The sequence below is a fragment of the methanotrophic endosymbiont of Bathymodiolus puteoserpentis (Logatchev) genome (assembly GCF_900128525.1).
Taxonomy (GTDB): domain Bacteria; phylum Pseudomonadota; class Gammaproteobacteria; order Methylococcales; family Methylomonadaceae; genus Methyloprofundus.
In genome coordinates, this window is the sequence record NZ_FQTQ01000075.1 from 1 (window position 1) to 20,376 (window position 20,376).

Annotated in this window: 16 protein-coding genes; 4 read left to right on the forward strand and 12 right to left on the reverse strand. The window is 39.7% G+C overall.

Features of this window, described 5'->3' with window-relative positions; genetic code table 11:
• Positions 1-105: 105 nt before the first annotated feature.
• The 5 genes from BQ7314_RS06435 to BQ7314_RS06455 form a co-directional block, all read right to left on the reverse strand.
• On the reverse strand, positions 106-1,587 hold the full coding sequence (locus tag BQ7314_RS06435; RefSeq protein ID WP_174482909.1) for a glycoside hydrolase family 57 protein: 1,482 nt from the start codon (positions 1,585-1,587) through the stop codon (positions 106-108).
• A gap of 5 nt (positions 1,588-1,592) precedes the next feature.
• A complete protein-coding gene (locus tag BQ7314_RS06440) occupies positions 1,593-2,489 on the reverse strand; it encodes a DUF4912 domain-containing protein (protein ID WP_174482879.1) in 897 nt (298 codons plus the stop codon).
• A 262-nt stretch (positions 2,490-2,751) separates the two neighbouring features.
• Positions 2,752-4,071, reverse strand: coding sequence for an N-acetylmuramoyl-L-alanine amidase (locus BQ7314_RS06445; RefSeq protein WP_174482880.1), 1,320 nt, complete (start codon positions 4,069-4,071; stop codon positions 2,752-2,754).
• 26 nt (positions 4,072-4,097) lie between these two features.
• Positions 4,098-4,568 carry a tRNA (adenosine(37)-N6)-threonylcarbamoyltransferase complex ATPase subunit type 1 TsaE gene (gene tsaE, locus BQ7314_RS06450; protein WP_174482910.1) on the reverse strand — a complete coding sequence of 157 codons (471 nt, stop codon included), beginning with the start codon at positions 4,566-4,568 and terminating at the stop codon, positions 4,098-4,100.
• Between the two features lie 2 nt (positions 4,569-4,570).
• The gene (locus BQ7314_RS06455; protein ID WP_174482881.1) at positions 4,571-6,037 is read right to left on the reverse strand and encodes an NAD(P)H-hydrate dehydratase; all 1,467 of its coding nucleotides are present in this window, start codon (positions 6,035-6,037) and stop codon (positions 4,571-4,573) included.
• Between the two features lie 56 nt (positions 6,038-6,093).
• On the opposite strand from BQ7314_RS06455, the gene queG reads away from it, so the two are divergent.
• Together queG and BQ7314_RS06465 are read left to right on the forward strand one after the other, a co-directional pair.
• On the forward strand, positions 6,094-7,143 hold the full coding sequence (gene queG, locus BQ7314_RS06460; protein ID WP_245394929.1) for a tRNA epoxyqueuosine(34) reductase QueG: 1,050 nt from the start codon (positions 6,094-6,096) through the stop codon (positions 7,141-7,143).
• 69 nt (positions 7,144-7,212) lie between these two features.
• Entirely contained in the window at positions 7,213-8,526 is a 1,314-nt protein-coding gene (locus tag BQ7314_RS06465; RefSeq protein ID WP_174482883.1) for a TolC family outer membrane protein, read from the forward strand.
• A gap of 181 nt (positions 8,527-8,707) precedes the next feature.
• On the opposite strand, the gene BQ7314_RS06470 is transcribed toward BQ7314_RS06465, so the two are convergent.
• The 6 genes from BQ7314_RS06470 to glgC all read right to left on the reverse strand — a co-directional run bounded on the left by BQ7314_RS06470 (position 8,708) and on the right by glgC (position 16,184).
• A complete protein-coding gene (locus BQ7314_RS06470) occupies positions 8,708-9,208 on the reverse strand; it encodes a L,D-transpeptidase (protein ID WP_174482884.1) in 501 nt (166 codons plus the stop codon).
• Positions 9,209-9,212: 4 nt separating this feature from the next.
• Entirely contained in the window at positions 9,213-10,550 is a 1,338-nt protein-coding gene (rlmD, locus tag BQ7314_RS06475) for a 23S rRNA (uracil(1939)-C(5))-methyltransferase RlmD (RefSeq protein WP_174482885.1), read from the reverse strand.
• A gap of 150 nt (positions 10,551-10,700) precedes the next feature.
• Positions 10,701-11,591, reverse strand: a complete 891-nt coding sequence (gene cysM / locus BQ7314_RS06480) for a cysteine synthase CysM (protein ID WP_174482886.1) — start codon at positions 11,589-11,591, stop codon at positions 10,701-10,703.
• 132 nt (positions 11,592-11,723) lie between these two features.
• Positions 11,724-13,202, reverse strand: coding sequence for a 4-alpha-glucanotransferase (malQ, locus tag BQ7314_RS06485; protein WP_174482887.1), 1,479 nt, complete (start codon positions 13,200-13,202; stop codon positions 11,724-11,726).
• Between the two features lie 23 nt (positions 13,203-13,225).
• Positions 13,226-14,914 (reverse strand): glycoside hydrolase family 57 protein, encoded by a 1,689-nt coding sequence (locus tag BQ7314_RS06490; RefSeq protein WP_174482888.1) that lies wholly within the window; start codon positions 14,912-14,914, stop codon positions 13,226-13,228.
• Positions 14,904-16,184 (reverse strand): glucose-1-phosphate adenylyltransferase, encoded by a 1,281-nt coding sequence (glgC, locus tag BQ7314_RS06495; RefSeq protein ID WP_174482889.1) that lies wholly within the window; start codon positions 16,182-16,184, stop codon positions 14,904-14,906. The genes BQ7314_RS06490 and glgC overlap by 11 nt, the downstream gene beginning before the upstream one ends.
• A 95-nt stretch (positions 16,185-16,279) precedes the next feature.
• Here glgC and glgB point away from each other — a divergent pair, with 95 nt between their 5' ends.
• Complete coding sequence (glgB, locus tag BQ7314_RS06500; protein ID WP_174482890.1) at positions 16,280-18,469, forward strand: 1,4-alpha-glucan branching protein GlgB; 2,190 nt, start codon at positions 16,280-16,282, stop codon at positions 18,467-18,469.
• Between the two features lie 2 nt (positions 18,470-18,471).
• The gene (gene glgA, locus BQ7314_RS06505) at positions 18,472-19,905 is read left to right on the forward strand and encodes a glycogen synthase GlgA (protein ID WP_174482891.1); all 1,434 of its coding nucleotides are present in this window, start codon (positions 18,472-18,474) and stop codon (positions 19,903-19,905) included.
• Positions 19,906-19,972: 67 nt separating this feature from the next.
• On the opposite strand, the gene BQ7314_RS06510 is transcribed toward glgA, so the two are convergent.
• Positions 19,973-20,374 (reverse strand): hypothetical protein, encoded by a 402-nt coding sequence (locus BQ7314_RS06510; protein WP_174482892.1) that lies wholly within the window; start codon positions 20,372-20,374, stop codon positions 19,973-19,975.
• Between the last annotated feature and the right edge of the window lie 2 nt (positions 20,375-20,376).

The window sequence follows — 20,376 nt, forward strand, 5'->3', positions numbered from 1 at the left end:
TTGCAGAGGGTTTTAAAGAGTCAATGCGAATTGTATTTGATGAGCACCTGAGGCAATGGAATTATACTGCCATTCCTGACGCAACAACTTTATAAGTTGCCTAAGTTATTTCATGCACATTCCTAGGTGGTCTGTAATACGTTTATTAGCATACTCCACAGTTGTTCCTGTCTGCATAATAAAAGGCCAATCGGATGCCTGAGCTAATAATAATGAGCGTACCGCTTGGTTTAATACCCTTTCCTGCAACGGATTAACTTTGCTATTCTGTAGAGTTAATACAAATTTCTCCAAATCTGTAGCGGCTTTGTGTAATAACGGATAAATCCAATCATTGCTTTCATTGATCCAAAAATGGGAATAACCTTGATCGCCCCAAGTTGATGCAGAAGGTGTTGCAATTTGTTGGGGAGCGACTTGTTTTAAATAATCAGCACAGCTAACTGTCTGTAGCGCATTTTCATTACTATCAGCTAAGCGTAACACACATTCTAACCATTGCGGCCCCTCATACCACCAGTGCCCGAAAAGTTCCGCATCATAAGGAGCAACAATCATCGGCGGACGCTCCATCTCTGTACTCAAACGATTAATTTGTAATTGACGTTTATTGATAAAATCTTGCGCATGGAGCTGTGCTTTGTAGTGCGCCTGCTTAGGTTGATAAATTTCTTTAGGAAGGTTTTGACCTGTTATGCGATGATATTTTATACCCGTGTTTATACGTGTATGACCATCCAAAATATAAGGAGCAATATAATCTAGCTCCAACTCAAAGCCAATGTCACTGTAATATTCACGGTAATCATAATCACCAGGATAACCTTCTGTAGAATTCCAGACTTGGCGTGATGATTCAGGATCTCGAGCAAACGCCATAACATCATTGCCGCAGTTCAGCGGTGCATAAACACCGTTTTTTGGCGGCTCACTTGCATTCTCGATACCATGTGTATCGACAAAAAAATAATTGATTCCGGCATTTTTAAGATGCTTTTCCAAACCAGGATAATAACCGCATTCCGGCAACCAAAATCCTTCTGGTGCAAAACCAAAATGAGTGATAAACGTTTCCATACCAATATTAATCTGGCTGCGTACTGCGGCTTCACTTTTATTTAACAATGGTAAAAAACCATGCGTTGCAGCACAAGTGATGAGTTCAAGATAACCTAAGTGATTAAACTTCTTAAAAGCAGTTAATAAATTACTATCATACTGGCTAAAAATATCCAATGTATTCAAGTATAAACGTCGATATAGTCGTGCCAGTCGTTGATATTCAGGGTTACCAACTGTTCTGATAATTTCCTTTTCCGTCAGTTCAATCTGTTTATTAAGATGTGCGATGTAACGTGCCTGTAATAGCTCGTTACTTAACATTGAAATGAGTGGCGGCGAAAGTGAAAGCGTTAGCTTAAAGTTAACATGATCTTGATGCAGTTTTTCTAGCGAGCGAATTAATGGAATATAACATTCCGTTATTGCCTCAAATAACCAGATTTCTTCAAAAAAATTATCGTATTCTGGGTGCCTTACGAAAGGCAGGTGCGCATGCAGAACTATACTAAGAAAGCCTTTTTGCATAATCACTATAAATAAAATCCTAGTCCAGAACTATTCTGCTTAGTTGTAGTCGTTTTATTAGGGATAATATAAAAACCAGACACTTGCTTGGCTAATAGGTCAGCAAATTCAGAGTCGCTGTTATTTGCATATACTTTTAAATCGTAGCCTTGATTATTAAAGTTTTTTAAAATAAAGGGTTCAGTGTTCAGGGCTGTATTAGTGTTAGTAGAAGTGTGCTGATTTTTCGCGGCATTGCTGTTCGATTCAAATTGCGCACTCTCTCGTGGCACATAAATAACATCAGGCGTGTTATTGATTTCAGTAGCAAACAGATGGTCAAACATTGGAACTTTTTGTATGGGCTGTTCACTATTGCTTATACTATGCTCTGAAGTTTTTTTTTGCTCCATAACATAAGTATGTTCATCTCCAGCACTAACATTCACGCTAACAGGGTCAATATTTGGAGCGTTTAGCACAGTTTTATGCGTAAGTGCTGGACTCTCTCGTGGCACATGAATGATCTCGGAAGTAGCTAAAACACTAAAACTGGAATCTGCATTAATTGTACCGATAACAGCTGAATAAGCTGTTGCTGCAATTGGCGCAGCCACTGTTTGTTGCCCTTGAAAACTCGACAATTTTATATCAAAACTTAATCTCAAATGACTTGAATGCTCACTGAGTGTAGGCTCAGAGTACACTCTTAAAATTAGCTCTGTATCTGTTGCGCTAGTACTATTATTTTGTATATTCCAATACGCATGAAGCGTAACTGGATCAACGGGCATAAGCACTAACTCAGATTGCACATAACTATTATCAGGTGCATATGCTTGAGTTATTTCCTCGCTAATATCAATTAAATCTTGTTGAGAAAGCTTTAATTGAGGGTTATATCGTGATTGCCAAAACGTCATTATTAGTCAGCTCGTGCGCTAAGGAATGGGAATAAAATAACTTATGCATTATGACGCAGGATTTTTGTTTGTCTTCAAGGCGTAGCAACAGGCGCATAGCAAGCTATAAACTTATTGCTGAACACAGAAGACGAACAAAAAAGGAAGTACCACGTAAACGATGCGCTTCGTTTCTCAGCACATCCTACGATACTCTTTGTACCTGTTAAAAATGAAAAGTTACACATTTTTTACTAAGGTTTAGATTATAACTGCTATCCAGTTAACTGCCAGCAGGAATAGAGAGAATCTGACCTATTTTAATCGAATTAGCACTAGCAATCATATTCGCCTGTTTAAGCTGATCTAAAGTAACACCATATTTTAAGGCAATCCCTAATAAAGTCTCCCCTTTAGATATTTTATGTACAGGCTTATCAACACTGGTTGCCAATGCAATATTATGATTTTTAGCATAAGAAACAATGCCTTTCTGAATGGCTTTAGCCATTTTTAACTGATAAATCCCACTTTTTAGTCGGCGCTCTTCTTTAGGATTGGATATGAAAGCTGTTTCCACCAAAATTGATGGAATATCAGGCGATTTCAGCACTACAAAGCCCGCTTTTTGCACGGTATGAGAGTGCAACTCACCAATACGACTAAAATTATTTAACACCTCTTTAGCAACTAACTGACTAATATCTTGCGTTGCTGTTTGCGATAAATCCAATAACACTGAAGCTAAAATATCATCCTTATCATCAAGACTTATACCGCCAACTAAATCTGCAGCATTTTCATTTTTAGCCAACCATCGTGCTGCAACACTAGTCGCCCCACGGCGAGATAAAGTATACACTGATGCACCTGTGACATTAGACTTATTAAAAGCATCTGCATGAATAGATACAAATAAATCCGCATTAGCTTTGCGAGCAATTTTTCTGCGCTGACTTAAAGGTACAAAATAGTCCCCTTTACGTACCATAATAGCTTTCATACCAGGCTGTTTATTAATTAATACTGCTAGCTTTTGCGCAATTTCAAAAACCACCTTTTTCTCTAAAGTACCATGAGCTCCTCTTGCTCCGGGATCTTTACCCCCATGTCCCGCATCGACAGCCACGACAAAAAGTTTTGCTTTGCCTCTATTGGTTTTTACGACTTTATTATTTTTTTTAGTCCACTTTTTAACGAATGACTGGGTCGATTTAGCAGGTAAATCAATCACCAATCGAGGACCATATTTATTCTTTGCTGGTAAAACAAAACTCTTAGGCGCAACCTTTGATTGCAAGTCAATAACAACACGTAAATCTTTTTTATTTCTATGTGCAGAGCGTAACCTTACTAAAATAGGATGATTTTTAGGTGGCTGCTTAAGGCTTTTCTCTAAATAAGCATTATTAAAATCAATCACTAAACGATTTGGATTTTTAAGTTGAAAAATCTGGTGTTCAGGAATAGAAGAGACATCAAAAACTAAACGTGTATACTCATTTGTCGATTGAATGCGTAGTTTTTTTACTTTTATTTGCGCCGCAGAGATAACTGAGGTATTTAAAATCAATAATAAACATAAAATTATAAATTTTCTCACGACCTCACCTATGTTAATAACTTCAGTTAGATTATAGCAGTATGTGTTTGTTTTTCAATTAGAAACTTATCCATTATATGTTCTGGCATTCGCTCTACAAGTAACTTACGCATATTATCGCTTGTTGTTAAAGATAAAATAACATCAGGCTCACTTAAAAAACCCTGCCCTTTCTCAGGCCATTCTATAAAACAGGTCGCTGTTTCTTGTAAATAATCAGCAATCCCTATCCACTCCAACTCCTCAGGATCTACTAATCGATATAAATCAAAATGAAAAAATAACCGCTTATCAATTTTATATTCTTCGACAATATTATAAGTAGGGCTTTTTACTGCACCGATATGCCCTGCTGCACGCATAAAACCTCGCACTAGTGTTGTTTTCCCTGCCCCCAAATCGCCCAATAAAAAAACAAGACATTTTTCCGGTAATATCTGAAATAATTTCGCACCAAAGGCTTCAGTTTCTTCCGCCGTATTCAATATAAATTGCATCATTAATTAACAACTTCCCGTAAGTACTGTACAACATCCGTAGCGCGCAGACCGCGCTCCCCTAGGCTAACAGCCGCCTTATCTGCGGCCAAGCCATGCACATAAACACCTATTTTTGCCGCATCCAGCAAAGCATATTGCTGAGCGAGCAACGCGCCAATGGTGCCCGACAAAACATCTCCCATACCGCCTGCTGCCATTCCTGGATTGCCTGTGGTATTAACATAAACCTGTTTTTTATCATCACAAATCAGTGTACCTGCACCTTTTAGTACACAAACACCGCCATATTTTGTCTGCAATGCGCGTACGGCTTTAAACCTATCTTGTAAAATATCTGCAGTAGAACACTGCAATAAGCGAGCTGCTTCGCCTGGATGTGGCGTTAAAATCCATTGTTCTGAATAGACAGGAAAATCTGCCAATAAATTCAAAGCATCGGCATCAATCACTCGCGGTAAATTTAAACCAATCAAGGTAGGCCACAGTTTTTTTGCCCATGTTCGCTGCGCTAGCCCAGGCCCAAAAACTAAGACCGTCGCTTTTTCTAGTAAACCCTCTATATCTGTCAGCTGATCGAGTGCATGTCCCATTAATTCTGGGCAGCTAAGATACATCTGGTTAGCATGCTCTTTGCGTGTCGCCACACTAACTAAACCTGCCCCACAATTTAAAGCGGCTTCGGCTGCTAATTTGGCAGCCCCTGCATAACCATAATCACCTCCTACCACTAAAACATGACCAAACAAGCCTTTATGTGCACTGCGCGGTCGTTTAGCGAGTGTTACGGTTTGCAACAGGCTTTCTTGATTTGCTTCTCGTTCGATAACCGAGTTTGGAACCTCTAAGTCAGCAAAAAGTACAATACCGCAATAATCCGCTGCTAACCCGGTAAAAAGTCCCTTTTTTAAGACGATAAAAGTAATAGTAAAATCAGCATGTACTGCACAAGCCATAATATTACCGGTATCCGCATTTAAGCCCGAAGGAATATCTACCGCCAAAACAGGGCTATCTATACTATTAATAGTCTGGATAACGGCTGCAAATTTACCTATCACTGGACGGTCAAGCCCTGTCCCTAATAAGGCATCTATGATTAAATCTGCATGATGACTTAATAACTGTAAATTATGTAGAATCACACCGCCTGCTGCCATATAAGATTGCTGTGCTAATGCAGCATCTCCACTTAATTTACCCTCCCCAACAGCAGAAAATAACTGCAATTTGTAACCTGCCTCTAAAGCAAGTTTGGCAATTAAATAGCCATCTCCAGCATTATTGCCAGCACCACAAAAAACAGTGATTTTTTTAGCTTCAGGGTAATGTTTTTTAATGACTTGAAAGCTAGCTTCCGCTGCCTTAGCCATTAGTTGCAAGCCTGTGACTTGTGTTTGCTCTTGAGCTATACGATCTATTTCTCTTGCTTGTTGTGCTGAGTACAGCTTTGTTGGTAAAGTTTGCATAGTTATAAAAGTAAGCGCTCAAATATAAATATAAACATTATAGAATGGATAAAGCAATGAATGAACTGTCCCAACAAATAAAACACTGGGGCTTAGAGCTGGGCTTTCAACAAGTAGGTATCACTGACACGGATTTGCACCAAGCAGAGCAGCGCCTACAGCACTGGCTAGCCCAAGGCTATCATGCGGATATGGAGTATATGCATAAACATGGTTTAAAGCGGTCTCGCCCTGCCCTTTTACAGCCAGAAACGGTCAGCATTATCTCGGTGCGTATGGATTATTTACCTGAAGCACAAGAACCGATAGAAAATACACTTAATAACCCAGTAGCTGGCTTTATATCACGTTATGCACTAGGTCGAGATTACCATAAAGTACTGCGTAAACGCTTACAAAAACTAGCGCAACGTATCGAACAAGAAATCGGTATATTCGGTTATCGCGCTTTTGTCGATTCAGCGCCTGTACTGGAAAAAGCCATTGCTGAAAAAGCCGGTTTAGGCTGGATTGGAAAACACAGTAATATTATTAATAAAAAAGCCGGGTCTTGGTTTTTTCTAGGCGAAATTTATACCTCCATCCCTTTGACTATCGATTCACCAAGTCATAATCATTGTGGACAATGTACTGCCTGTATTAACATTTGTCCGACTCAAGCCATTATTGCGCCCTATCAGGTCGATGCACGAAAATGTATTTCTTATTTAACGATAGAGCTGAAAGGCTCCATACCTGAAGCGTTAAGGTCGTTAATGGGCAATCGAATCTATGGCTGTGATGATTGTCAATTAATTTGTCCTTGGAATCGTTTTGCACGACTCAGTACCGAAACTGACTTTAGCCCTAGATATAACCTCAACGCTCAACATTTAATTGAATTATTTAATTGGTCTGAAACAGAGTTTTTAACTAAAACCGAAGGCTCAGCAATTAGACGTATAGGTTATGAACAATGGCAACGCAATATTGCCGTAGCACTTGGAAATGCGCCTGCATCTACTGAAATCAAAGCTGTATTAAATCATAAAATCAGTTATCATTCGGAATTAGTAAAAGAGCATGTCCTCTGGGCTTTAAAGCAAGAGCATGTTTTGAAGCAGTAAAAAAACTACAGATTTTTCTCATTACTCTATAATTAATAATACACTCGTCTTTACCCTTGGAAAACGTTTATGAAAAAAACGGCACTCTCATTTATTTTTTTATTTTCAGGTACGCTGCAAGCACAAAACTTAGTAGAAACCTATGACCTTGCCTTGCAAAACGATCCCGTTTTACGCGAATCACTCGCAAATAAAATGGCCGTGGGCGAAACTAAAGACCAGAGCATCGCGCGACTATTACCTCAAATAAATGCAGGTGCTTCAACTACTTATAACTGGCTTAACCAAAAATCATTATTTAATGAACGTTTTCCCGGTCAGGCACGTACCAATGAATTCTGGGATCATCAGTTCAGTATTAATTTAGTTCAACCTGTTTTTCATTGGGATATGTGGGTACAACTCTCACAATCTGAAAAGCAAATAGCTCAAGCAGAGGCCAGTTACCTCGCTGAGCAACAGCGCCTTATGCTAAAAACCACAAACGCCTATTTTAATGTTTTAGCTGCTCAAGATAACCTTATCTTTTCCCGTGCCGAACAAAAAACGATTGCCAGACAACTGGAACAAGCGCAACAACGCTTTGATGTCGGACTTATTGCTATAACAGATGTTTATGAAGCACAAGCAGGTTATGATCAAAGTCGAGCAAATGTGATTGCGGCAGAAAATGCAGTATCAAATGCAAAAGAAGCACTACAGGTTATTATTGGCTCTCATTTAGATGAACTAAACAACTTAGGTGAAGAGTTACCCTTACCAGAGCCTCAGCCTAACAATATAGAAGAGTGGAATAGTCAGGCACAAAACCAGAATTTACAAATTTTGGTTGCTCAGAGTGAAACTGAAATCGCCCAAGAAAACATTCATTTTCAACGTAGCGGTCATTACCCTACTTTAGATATAGTGGGGCAATTTGGTCTTAATCAAACAACGGGAAACCTTTATACAAAAGGCAATACCGAAAATATCGGTCTACAATTAAATATTCCACTTTTTGAAGGCGGCGCTGTTACTTCTCGAACACGCCAAGCAGAATATCAACACACCCAGGCACAAGAAGCTTTAACCGCAACACGAAGAGCAGTAACCCAAGAAGTTAAAGATTCTTACCGCGCTGTCATTGACAGTATTAGCCAAGTTAAAGCGCTACAGTCTGCTGTTAAATCAGGTAAAAGCGCCTTAGAAGCAACGGAAGCAGGCTTCGAGGTGGGGACAAGAACGATGGTTGATGTATTATCTGCAACTAGGAACTATACCAGTGCGCAAAGTCGATACGCGCAAGCTCGCTACGCTTACTTAGTGAGTGGTGTACGTTTAAAAAATGCAGCAAGTACATTAAGTGCTACAGATCTTGAGGCAATTAACCGTTATTTAAAATAACAACAGGCTTTAAGGGCGAGAATTTTATAAAACCTGAAGCTGACTTATCTTTTTGCCCAGTTTTGGGTTTTATTTCATCCTCAGTCCTAAAGAATGTAGCTTTATAACGTCCAATATTTTAGCTTATATAACACTACTAGCCTTCAAAGGACTGGCAGTGCATTTAAATATTATTGCAGGCCTAAGTATGTATCCAAACATGCACACCGATATTTACTTGATTGAATAAATCTAGCACATCAGCATTATGCATTCTAATACAGCCATGAGACTCAGGCTTTCCTTGCATTAAATGATCGGGGCAGCCATGAATATAAATATAACGCCAAGTGCTATCTACTACACCATAGCGGTTAAAGCCAGCTTCCAAGCCACCTAGCCAGAGAATACGCGTTAAAATCCAATCACGATCTGGATTTTCTTGGCCCAGTTCAGCCGTATAAATTTCACCCGTTGCCCGCCGTCCCACAAAAACAGTATTTAAAGGTTGACCGGCACCAATCTTGGCTCTAATTTTATGCCAGCCTCTTGGCGTACATTCAGAACCCATAAGCTCACCGGCACCATTTTTAGCTGTTGAAATAGGGTAACTTTGGATGACAACACGGTCTGCAATCAAATCTAAAGTTTGTGTTGCAATACAAACTTCAATATAGCGCTTGGGCAGAGTATCGCAATGCATGGTTTTATTTTCTAAATAAAGCAATAGATTCTACATGCCCCGTTTGTGGAAACATATCCATAACCCCCGCTTTAACTAATGTATAGCCCATATCATTGACTAAAATACCGGCATCTCTAGCCAGTGTAGAGGGGTTACAAGAAACATACATAATTAACTCTGGGTGCCATTTTTTCAGATTGGGCAAAACATCCGCAGCACCCGCCCGTGAAGGATCTAACATAACTTTATTGTAGCTCTGTTGCGCCCATGCTTGACTGCTAACATCCTTACTTAAATCAGCAGCAAAAAATTCAACATTCGTTAAATTATTTAATTGGGCATTGTCTTTAGCATGATTAACCAACGGCTGATCACCTTCAACACCGACTACATGCCCTGCTTTGGTTGCAATAGGTAAAGTAAAGTTACCCAGACCACAGAATAAATCTAAAACACGATCATTTTCGTTAAAATCCATTGTCTGCATAACGCGGCTAATCATTTTACGATTAATCTCATAGTTCACTTGGGTAAACATAGCTGGTTTAAAGCGGAAATGCACACCTTGGTCGGGCAAAGAATAAGTAAGCATCACTTCGGGCTCGCCTTCAATCGGTACTATGGTATCAGGGCCTTTAGACTGTAAGCACAGAGAAAGCTTATGCTCATGCCCAAAGCTACGCATAATTTCTTTATCTTCGGCAGTTGCAGGTTCTAAAACACGAAAGGCTAAAACACAATCTTTATCGCCAATAGCAACTTCAATTTGTGGAATCTTATCTTTAATGGTTAATTTACCTATCATTTCAGATAGAGCCATTAACTTTTCACCGACAATCGGATTCATCACTTTGCAGCTTTCAATTTCAGCTAAGAACTGATTTCGACGCTCACGAAACCCAACTAATACACGACCTTTTTTAGCGACATACTTCACGCCCATACGGGCTTTTTGACGATACCCCCAATGTGGCCCTGTAAGTGGTTCCCAAACTTCAGGGATAGTCACCTTACCAATACGTTGAAACTGATCAACTAATAACGCTTGCTTGAAGCTTATCTGGGCCGCATCTTCTACATGCTGAAAACTACAACCTCCACACTTGCCAAAGTGTTCACACTTCGCATCAACACGCTCAGGTGCACGCGTAAATAGTGTTTCCACTCTACCTTCAGCATAATCTTTACGACTATCGGTATAAATAAATTCTAGCTCTTCACCCGGTAAAGCTTCATCAATAAAAATGACTTTGCCATCAACATGAGCAACACCACGCCCATCATGGGCCAAGGATTCAATAGTTACTTTTACTGCTGCTTCAGGTAATTTCTTTTTTCTAGGGGAACGTCTACGTGCCATGTTTTTCTTTTTGAGTTATATAAGTAAATGGGCTACGAACTTAAAATGCTACGTTCACCCTATTTGTAGGACGGACTTCAGTCCGCTTTTTTAGCAATGGAGGGCTGAAGTCCACCCTACGAGTTATTATCTGTTTCGCCTTACGCGAGATTAACTAGGAAATACCCCAGTAGATAGGTAACGGTCGCCACGATCACAGATAATCGCAACTATGGTTGCATTTTCAACTTCTTGTGCGAGCCTTAATGCCGCCGCAACAGCACCACCGGATGAAACGCCACCAAAAATTCCTTCTTGAGTCGCTAAATCACGCATGGTTTGCTCGGCTGTTTGTTGATCCATATTCATGATTTTATCAACGCGTGTTGCTTGATAGATTTTAGGTAAATATTCTACAGGCCACCGGCGTATACCAGGAATTTTAGCACCATCTTCAGGCTGTACGCCTACTATCTGTACTTCTGGATTTTGTTCTTTTAAAAATTTCGATGTGCCCATAATAGTACCCGTTGTTCCCATGGCGCTGACAAAATGCGTGATTTGGCCTTGTGTATCACGCCAAATTTCAGGGCCTGTTCCTTCATAATGCGCTCTAGGATTATCAGGGTTAGAAAACTGATCTAGAATACGACCTTTACCTTCTGCTTCCATTTCCCTAGCAAAATCAATAGCCGCTTCCATACTACCTACAGCAGGCGTTAAGATAATTTCGGCACCATAAGCTTTCATTGATGCTCGGCGCTCACTACTCATATTATCTGGCATAATTAAGGTCATTTTATAACCTTTAATTGCCGCAGCCATAGCTAATGCAATACCCGTATTGCCGCTAGTTGCTTCAATTAAACGATCACCTGGCTTAATCTCACCACGTGCTTCTGCATGTTTAATCATGCTTATGGCTGGACGGTCTTTTACTGACCCCGCGGGATTATTGCCTTCGAGTTTAACTAAAACGGTATTAGAACTTTGCTTGATCAAGCGCTGCAATTTAACTAAAGGCGTATTACCTATAAAGGCTTCGATGGTTGAATAAGTCATGGTAAAAGATGTAAATAACGATAAATATTAAATATAAGTGAATATGTCGAAGGTTTTAGCCACGACTTGTATCAATGCTGCAGTTAAAAGTCCCTTCCACTAATGGTAAGAAAAACTCTATGCACGACTCTACTACCGAGCAAACATAGTCACTAATCCTGTTAATTTAGCCACTTTATCTTCTGTTAATTGATCCCAAGAAAATTGCCATTGCCAGTTCCCTTCTGTCGTACCTGGCGTATTCATACGGTCAGCACTGCCTAATTCTAAAATATCTTGCATCGGTACAATAGCTAAATTGGCAACTGAAGAAAAAGCTGTACCAATCAACAAATAAGGCATTGATGCTTGGGAATATCCTAAATAATGATAAATACGTTGTTTATCATGGTCATTGAGAGCGTTAAACCAGCCTAAAGTCGTATCATTATCATGTGTTCCGGTATAGACAACATAGTTACGCTCGTAATTATGTGGTAAATATGGGTTGGCGGCAGTATCACCAAAGGCAAATTGTAATATTTTCATGCCAGGCAAGTTAAAATCCGTTCTAAGAGCCTCTACCTTTGCGGTAATAATACCTAAATCTTCGGCTACCAGTGGGATATTGCCAAATTCTTTTATTAAAGCGGTTAATAATTCTTTGCCTGGAGCTTCAACCCATGCGCCATTAATAGCCGTTTCTTCAGTCGCTGGAATTTCCCAAGCGGCCTCAAAACCGCGAAAATGGTCAATACGTAAAATATCAAACATTTCCAATTGGCTTTCTAGGCGTTTTTTCCACCATGTAAAACGTGTTCTTTTTAAGTATTTCCAATCATAGTGAGGATTGCCCCAGCGTTGACCTGTGACAGAAAAATAATCAGGTGGAACGCCTGCAACAACCAGCATTTCGCCATTTTCATCTAATTTAAAAACACGTCGGTTTGCCCAAACATCCGCACTATCGTAAGAAACGAAAATAGGAATATCACCAAATAATAAAACATTTCTTTCATTAGCATAAGTTTTAAGTGCCATCCATTGCGAATAGAAAATAAATTGCTCAAACTTAATGATTTCTATTGCTAAACCGAGCCTACGGCGCGCCTCTGTAATAGACTTAGTCTCTCGTTCTTTTAAATGTTGAGGCCATTGGCTCCAGCTTTGCCCAGAAAATTCATTACGTAAAGCAACAAATAATGAAAAATCATCTAACCAGCTCGCTTTATCTTTACAGAAATCTAGGTAGGCCTGCTTTTCTTGGCTATCAGCTAAATTGATAAAGCCGGTGTAAGCCTTGGCAATTAAACAGTGCAAATCAAAACTATTATCTGCTCTGCACATATCACATTGCTCAGTTTCTTGTAACCAGCCCTTCTGTTTAAGGCTCTCAAGGCAGATTAATGCTGGATTCCCCGCATGTGCTGATAAACATTGATAAGGCGACCCATCGGCATGAGGCACGCCTAACGGCAAAGTTTGCCATACTTTAATGCCGGCATTATGCAGAAAATCGACAAAATGATAGGCCTCTTTGCCTAAGTTACCACGACCGTTATTATTAGGTAACGAGGTAATATGCAAGAGTACGCCTGCGCGTCTTTGGGATAATAAATTAATATCAGTCACATTACGTCCTTTAAGAGAGTCACTTAATCAGTACCTTTACGCATAGTACCGCCCATAGCGGGTGCGCCTGAACCCTGAGTAAAAGATAACGCTAAATAGGCAGGCACTTCTTCACCTAAAATAGAGTATAAATTAGCTAAATTTAAGCGAAATTGTTTTTCAAAACTACTGACGGCTTGCCCAGGATTATAATCCCCGAACCACCAAAACCAATCTGAGCCTTCACAAACCGCTAACTGGAATTCAGCTTCCATCACTTGCATTTTCGATAAACGCCCTGTTGCTCGCACCTTATCAAAAGCCCATTTGGCATCCCCTAACATATCCCAGCCACGATTTTTGTCAGGATCACCGATCCAAGTAGAAAAAGTACCATACACCCAGCTTCCTGCCATCAGTTTTGGTAGCTCTTTAACTGTCACTTGGGCTGCTAAACATTCTGAAAATGTAGTTAACTCTATATCAGAATGATTAGCTAGGCGCTGATAAAATGCACTTAAAAAATGATAGGCATTATCTGGATAATATTCCCATGCATTTTCACCATCCATAATAATCGACACAACACTATCATCCGATTCATTTTTAGCAATTGTTTCTAGGTGATGAATCATATCATTCACGGCATCATCCGCATGCCATTTAGAATATTTAAAGCCAATTAAATCAGATAAGCCATCATCACGAAAAAAACAGGGAATTTTTGTCCCTTTTACTTGAAAAGGATGATGTACGCCAATATCACTGCCAAGCCCTGATAGGCTTAAACTATTATGTAAAACTTGTCCACCTGTTGCAGTCCACGAGAACCCAGCCTCTTGGATTATTTTTAAAGTAGGCGTACTAATTGCGCCTTCTGCCGGCCAGCAGCCTTCAGGAATAAAGCCAAAAAAGCGCTTAAAAGTCACAAGCCCTTGTTTAATATGCCATTTCGCTCTTTCTTCTCCACCAGGGTAAGTATCCAGCTCGGGAAGCGGTGCTCCTGGCATCGCTTCATGCGTGGATTTGATATCCAAGAGTAAAGGTATAATCGGATGTGCATAAGGCGTGACTGAAAGTTCAATTCTACCTTTAGTTGCCAAGGATTTATAACGACAAATCACTGTAGATAACAATTCCCCAATAACTTCAATAATTTCTAAGCGATCATGCAAGGTAAAATTGCGCTCTTTAGCAATTAGTCGCTGTATTCTGGCATCTGATAATTTAACCGTCTCCCCCATCCAAGCAAGATGATACCAAACTAAAAAATCATCGATAAACTGCGCATTAATATACTGCATGGTATCCGCATGACTTTGCACCCATTCTGCCATTTGTACCAAGTTTTTAAACGCCGGGTAACGATCAATCTGGCGCTCTCGATTAGCACGCATACAGTTACTGATTAATTCTTGCCGATCATCAATATTAGCTGGAATGGCTGAAGTAGCAAGTGCAGCTAATAAAGGGTCTTTCATTTCTATATGATCATGCAAAAAACAATTGACTTGTTTTGCATAATCTTCAATTTGCTCCAATAAAATAGGTGCAAAATTAACCACGGCTTTAGCATTAGGCACGGCTTCTAAGTGTGCAACCATATCTACATAATCTTTGATAACATGTAGATAAGTCCACGGCAATTGAAACTCTCCCGTTTGTAAATTTCGATATTCTGGCTGGTGCATATGCCAGCATAAAACGAGTTTCAATTTTTTCTTATCTGACATAGTGACGTCTTTGCCCCAACATATCTGGAGTTACTAAGACAATACCGCCAGGACTTACATGAAAGCGCCGTTCATCTTCTGCCCGATCTTCGCCAATAATCGTCCCTTCGGGTACTTGACAGCCTTTTTCAATAATTGCTTTAGTAATACGACAGTGCCGTGCAATATTGACTTCAGGTAATAGCAATGAGTCTTGAATAGTACTATAAGAGTTAACTCTCACCTCTGAGAATAATAGCGAATGCCGAATGGTTGACCCAGAGATAACACAACCTCCAGAAACCATCGAATCAACGGCTTGGCCGCGCCTATCATCATCATCAAAAACAAATTTTGCTGGCGGTGTTTGCACTTGATGCGTCCAAATAGGCCATGTTTGGTCATATAAATTGAGGTCAGGTTTAACGCCAATTAATTCCATATTAGCTGCCCAGTAAGCATCAATCGTACCTACATCGCGCCAGTAACTTTGTTCGCCACTTTGCAAGTCTAAGAATGGATACGCATTAACATTATATTCTTCAATAACAGAAGGAATAATGTCATGCCCAAAATCATGAGTAGACGCTGAATTATCAGCATCCTTTAATAATTGTTCAAACAAAAAATCAGTATTGAATATATAAATCCCCATCGAAGCTAGGGCTCTATCTGATTTATGCGGCATAGTCGGCGGATTAGCAGGTTTTTCAACAAAAGCTTTGACGCGCCTATTTTCATCAACGGCCATGACACCAAAATCTTTAGCTTCCTCTAAAGAAACCTCCAAACAGCCAATAGTTAACTCAGCCCCCTGTTCAACATGATCTGCCAGCATTGCGCCATAGTCCATTTTATAAATATGATCGCCCGCCAAAATAACAATATGGTCAGGCGTGCGACTGCGTAATATATCAATATTTTGATAAATAGCATCAGCAGTGCCTTGATACCAAGAACCCTCGCTATGCCTTTGCTGTGCTGGCATTAAATCAACATATTCACCAAATTCACCACGTAAAAATCCCCAACCTTGTTGTATGTGTCGAATCAAAGAATCTGATTTATACTGTGTTAAAACTCCAACTTTACGAATACCAGAATTAATGCAATTTGATAAAGGAAAATCGATAATACGAAACTTTCCGCCAAAAGGAACAGCAGGCTTAGCACGCCAATCTGTCATATTTTTCAGCCGAGAGCCGCGCCCACCTGCTAAAATTAAAGCAATCGTATTACGCGTTAAATGGCTGACAAAACGATCATGATGTTGCGATTTTTCGTACGACATAGATTTCCTCTTTTATTAAATAGGTTATTACATTCGAACTTTAATTTGTTACTATTCTAAGAAAACTAATTCTACTATACCTGAGGCATTGCAAAATGAACAAGCTAAACAAGCCAACAAAAACAAATCCGCTTGATTCTGAATTGTTAAAAATATCTGAAGCAAAGCATCATGACCCGTTTTCCATTCTTGGACGGCATAAAAAAAATGGCAAAACAACCGTCACAGTTTATTTGCCTTATGTTGAAACCGTAGAAATTGCTATCCCTAAAATTCAACTACAACGTATACCTGATACTGATTTTTTTCAAGCCCATATTATAAACGACACAGCATTACCACAATATTACCAGTTAAAGTGTATTGATAAAGCCGGCAATCAACACACGCAATATGACCCCTATTCTTTCGGTTCTCAGCTTCCTGAATTTGATCAACACCTATTTTCTGAAGGCCGACATTGGCATATTTATAAAAAATTAGGTGCCCATTTACACACAGTTGATAACATCGAAGGCGTGCTATTTACTGTTTGGGCACCCAATGCGGGTCGCGTCAGTGTTATTTCTGAGTTTAATTCTTGGGATGGTCGCTGTCACCCCATGCGCATTTTAGGTGGCAGCGGTATATGGGAAATTTTTATCCCAGGGGTAGAGGTTGGCTGCTTATATAAATATGAAATCTTAAACCGCAATACCAACCAAATTTCGGTTAAAACTGACCCTTATGCACAACAGTTTGAGTTTCGCCCACAAACAGCCTCAGTCGTTGTCGATGAAGCTGAATATACTTGGAACGATGATACTTGGATGACTAAGCGCCCTAAGCATGACTGGCTACATGAAGCTATGTCAACTTATGAAGTACACCTAGGATCATGGAAACGCGATGCGCAAGGGAATTTCCTAAACTACCGAGACCTAGCTCATGAATTAGTTGATTATGTCACCTATATGGGATTCACTCATATCGAGCTATTACCGATTACCGAGCACCCTCTTGATGCTTCATGGGGCTATCAAACGACGGGGTATTTCGCACCTACTAGTCGCCATGGTAGTTCAGATGATTTCCGTTATTTTATTGATTATTGCCACCAACATAATATTAGTATTATTCTCGACTGGGTTCCTGCTCACTTTCCCAAAGATGATTTTGCCTTAGCACGTTTTGATGGCAGTGCGCTGTACGAGCATGAAGACCCACGTAAGGGTGAACATCGTGACTGGGGGACATTGATTTATAATTACAGTCGCAATGAAGTACGCAACTTTTTATTATCCAGTGCTTATTTTTGGCTAGAAGAATTTCACTTAGACGGCTTACGTGTTGATGCCGTCGCATCTATGCTTTACCTCGATTATTCTCGTGAAGAAGATGACTGGGTGCCCAATCAGTATGGTGGTAATGAAAACCTAGAAGCCATTGATTTTCTACGTGAATTAAATACCGTTACTCACGAGCAACACCCTGGAACGGTCGTTATTGCTGAAGAATCAACGTCTTGGCCACAGGTAACCCGCCCTACTTGGACGGGCGGCTTAGGTTTTTCTATGAAGTGGAATATGGGCTGGATGCACGATATACTGTCCTATATGCAGCAAGACCCTATACATCGCCGCCACCATCATGATCAGTTAACTTTCGGTATGCTCTATGCTTTTACCGAAAATTTCATGTTACCTTTTTCACATGATGAAGTCGTTCATGGTAAAGGCTCTATGCTAAATAAAATGCCAGGCGACGAATGGCAGAAATTTGCCAACTTACGTTTGCTTTATACCTTTATGTTTACTTACCCAGGTAAGAAATTACTGTTTATGGGCTGTGATATTGCACAGGGAACTGAGTGGAATTTCAATCAATCTTTAGATTGGTATGTCCTGGATTATTCTTACCATAAAGGCATACAAACTCTAGTCAAAGACTTAAATAAACTCTATGTCAAACACCCTGCGTTGTTTCAGCATGACTTTGATAACCAGGGTTTTGAATGGATTGACTGTCATGATGTTGAGCAATCCGTTATTAGTTTTACCCGTAAAACTGAACAAGAAACGTTAATTGTTATTTTAAATTTCACTCCTGTACCTAGAGAGAACTACCGTATTGGTGTACCAAGACCAGGTACTTATCATGAAATTTTTAATTCTGATTCCGAGTATTATGCAGGTAGTAATACAGGTAATGGTTATATCGTGTCTGAGGATACGCCTTGGATGAATCAAGAACAATCACTCAATCTAACCATTCCCCCTTTAGCAGGCATTGTTTTAAAATTATAGTTATGAAAAAAATACTTTTTGTTACTAGTGAAGTACACCCTTTGATTAAAACGGGCGGTTTGGCCGATGTTGCAGGAAGCCTACCTATTGCATTATCTGAGTTAGATCAAGATATTCGTATTATTGTCCCTAAATATTATGGCATTAAACTAACCGAGGAGCCTCTATACCGCAGTACCATTAGAATCAATAATCGTGATGTCAATATCTTTGAAACACAGCTACCTAATAGTCATGTTATCGTCTGGTTAGTAGATTGCCCTGAGTTTTTTTCTATCCCAGGTAATCCATATACTGATGAATTTGGTAACGCCTGGTCTAATAGTGCCGAGAAATTTGCACTATTCTGTCGTGCTGCAGTTGAAGTTGCGCAGAACCGAGCTTATTTAGACTGGAAAGCCGATATTGTCCATTGTAATGATTGGCAAAGTGGTCTAGTGCCTGCCTTATTAACACTAGAACCTTTACGCCCCTCTACTGTTTTTACCATACACAATATGGCTTACCAAGGCATCTTCCCGCAAGAAACTTTTCATGCGCTGGGGCTCCCCGGACAACTATGGCAACCGTCTGCACTGGAATATCATAATAGACTGTCCTTTATTAAAGGGGGGATCTCTTGTGCTGACCATATCACAACGGTCAGCCCTAACTATGCACTAGAAATTCAAACCGCTGACTTTGGCTACGGATTAGAAGGACTGCTGCAACACCGTAGACATGACCTGAATGGTATTATCAATGGTATTGATTTAGAACAATGGAATCCTGCCATAGATAAGCGTATAGCACAAACCTATACCGTAGAAACTTTGGCTAAAAAAACACTGAATAAAACAGCCATACAACAAAAGTTATCTTTACCAGAAGAGTCATCTATACCCATGATTGCTCTTATTAGCCGTTTAGTAGAACAAAAAGGTATTGATTTAGTTATTCAATGTTTAGAAAACTTAGTTCAATACCCACTACAGTTTGTTTTATTAGGTGCTGGCAATAAAAGCTATGAACACCAATTGAAAAACCTAAGCTTGCTACACCCAGAAAAAATTTCCGTCACTATTGGCTATGATGAAGATTTTGCGCATTTAATTGAAGCAGGAGCCGATATGTTTTTAATGCCATCACGCTTTGAACCTTGTGGACTGAATCAAATGTACAGTCAGCGCTATGGCACACTGCCAATTGTAAGAAGGACTGGTGGCTTGGCAGATACCGTCGTGGATGCAATGCCTGACTCTATCGCGCAACAAACTGCCTCAGGATTTGTCTTTGATGAAGCCTCAGTCAGTGCCATGTTAGAAGCCATTAAGCGGGCTTTATTTGTTTATGACAATAAAAAAACGTGGCAAAAGATACAAAAAATCGCGATGCAGAAAGATTTTTCTTGGCAACAGAGTGCAGAGCAATATCTAGCTCTGTATCGTACACTGTAGGCTAAAAAAGGCTTAAAAGAGGACTTACCCACGTTCTATAAAAATCAGTTAATCACAGTTTCCAAGTTTAATTATCAATTGTAAATGGGGGCGGTAACAACGCCTCTAATTTTTTAGTCGCTGCGTCACAATTATCCAAGGAACGAATAACTTGCTGCTGAGCTAGGAAATCAACCATTGAGAAGTTATCACTACTCATGGATCGAATCACATATGCATTAAGCTTAGCGCAAGCTTCTTGCATCGCAAGTTCAGCATCCGATAAAATAGTATTCTCTTCATCCATTGTCAAAATCATAACCTGACTGCTTGCTATATTTTGACGTTTAAAAATCGACTCTGCTTTTTGCCTAAGTTGCTCTATTTTTTTTTGGCCTAAGGGGTCTTGAATAAAAGCACAACCCGAAAATAATAAAAAAGCGATAATTATTACGGAAAATTTTATAACTTTCTGGTTAAATAGCAGCATAT

What these genes read in the sequence shown, in the direction of transcription:
- glgB (WP_174482890.1), top strand. Translation starts at nt 16,280, where the DNA reads ATGAACAAGCTAAACAAGCCAACAAAAACAAATCCGCTTGATTCTGAA.
- BQ7314_RS06470 (WP_174482884.1), bottom strand. Translation starts at nt 9,208, where the DNA reads ATGCATTGCGATACTCTGCCCAAGCGCTATATTGAAGTTTGTATTGCA.
- BQ7314_RS06490 (WP_174482888.1), bottom strand. Translation starts at nt 14,914, where the DNA reads ATGTCAGATAAGAAAAAATTGAAACTCGTTTTATGCTGGCATATGCAC.
- queG (WP_245394929.1), top strand. Translation starts at nt 6,094, where the DNA reads ATGAATGAACTGTCCCAACAAATAAAACACTGGGGCTTAGAGCTGGGC.
- glgC (WP_174482889.1), bottom strand. Translation starts at nt 16,184, where the DNA reads ATGTCGTACGAAAAATCGCAACATCATGATCGTTTTGTCAGCCATTTA.
- cysM (WP_174482886.1), bottom strand. Translation starts at nt 11,591, where the DNA reads ATGACTTATTCAACCATCGAAGCCTTTATAGGTAATACGCCTTTAGTT.
- BQ7314_RS06510 (WP_174482892.1), bottom strand. Translation starts at nt 20,374, where the DNA reads ATGCTGCTATTTAACCAGAAAGTTATAAAATTTTCCGTAATAATTATC.
- rlmD (WP_174482885.1), bottom strand. Translation starts at nt 10,550, where the DNA reads ATGGCACGTAGACGTTCCCCTAGAAAAAAGAAATTACCTGAAGCAGCA.
- BQ7314_RS06455 (WP_174482881.1), bottom strand. Translation starts at nt 6,037, where the DNA reads ATGCAAACTTTACCAACAAAGCTGTACTCAGCACAACAAGCAAGAGAA.
- glgA (WP_174482891.1), top strand. Translation starts at nt 18,472, where the DNA reads ATGAAAAAAATACTTTTTGTTACTAGTGAAGTACACCCTTTGATTAAA.
- BQ7314_RS06435 (WP_174482909.1), bottom strand. Translation starts at nt 1,587, where the DNA reads ATGCAAAAAGGCTTTCTTAGTATAGTTCTGCATGCGCACCTGCCTTTC.
- tsaE (WP_174482910.1), bottom strand. Translation starts at nt 4,568, where the DNA reads ATGCAATTTATATTGAATACGGCGGAAGAAACTGAAGCCTTTGGTGCG.
- BQ7314_RS06440 (WP_174482879.1), bottom strand. Translation starts at nt 2,489, where the DNA reads ATGACGTTTTGGCAATCACGATATAACCCTCAATTAAAGCTTTCTCAA.
- BQ7314_RS06465 (WP_174482883.1), top strand. Translation starts at nt 7,213, where the DNA reads ATGAAAAAAACGGCACTCTCATTTATTTTTTTATTTTCAGGTACGCTG.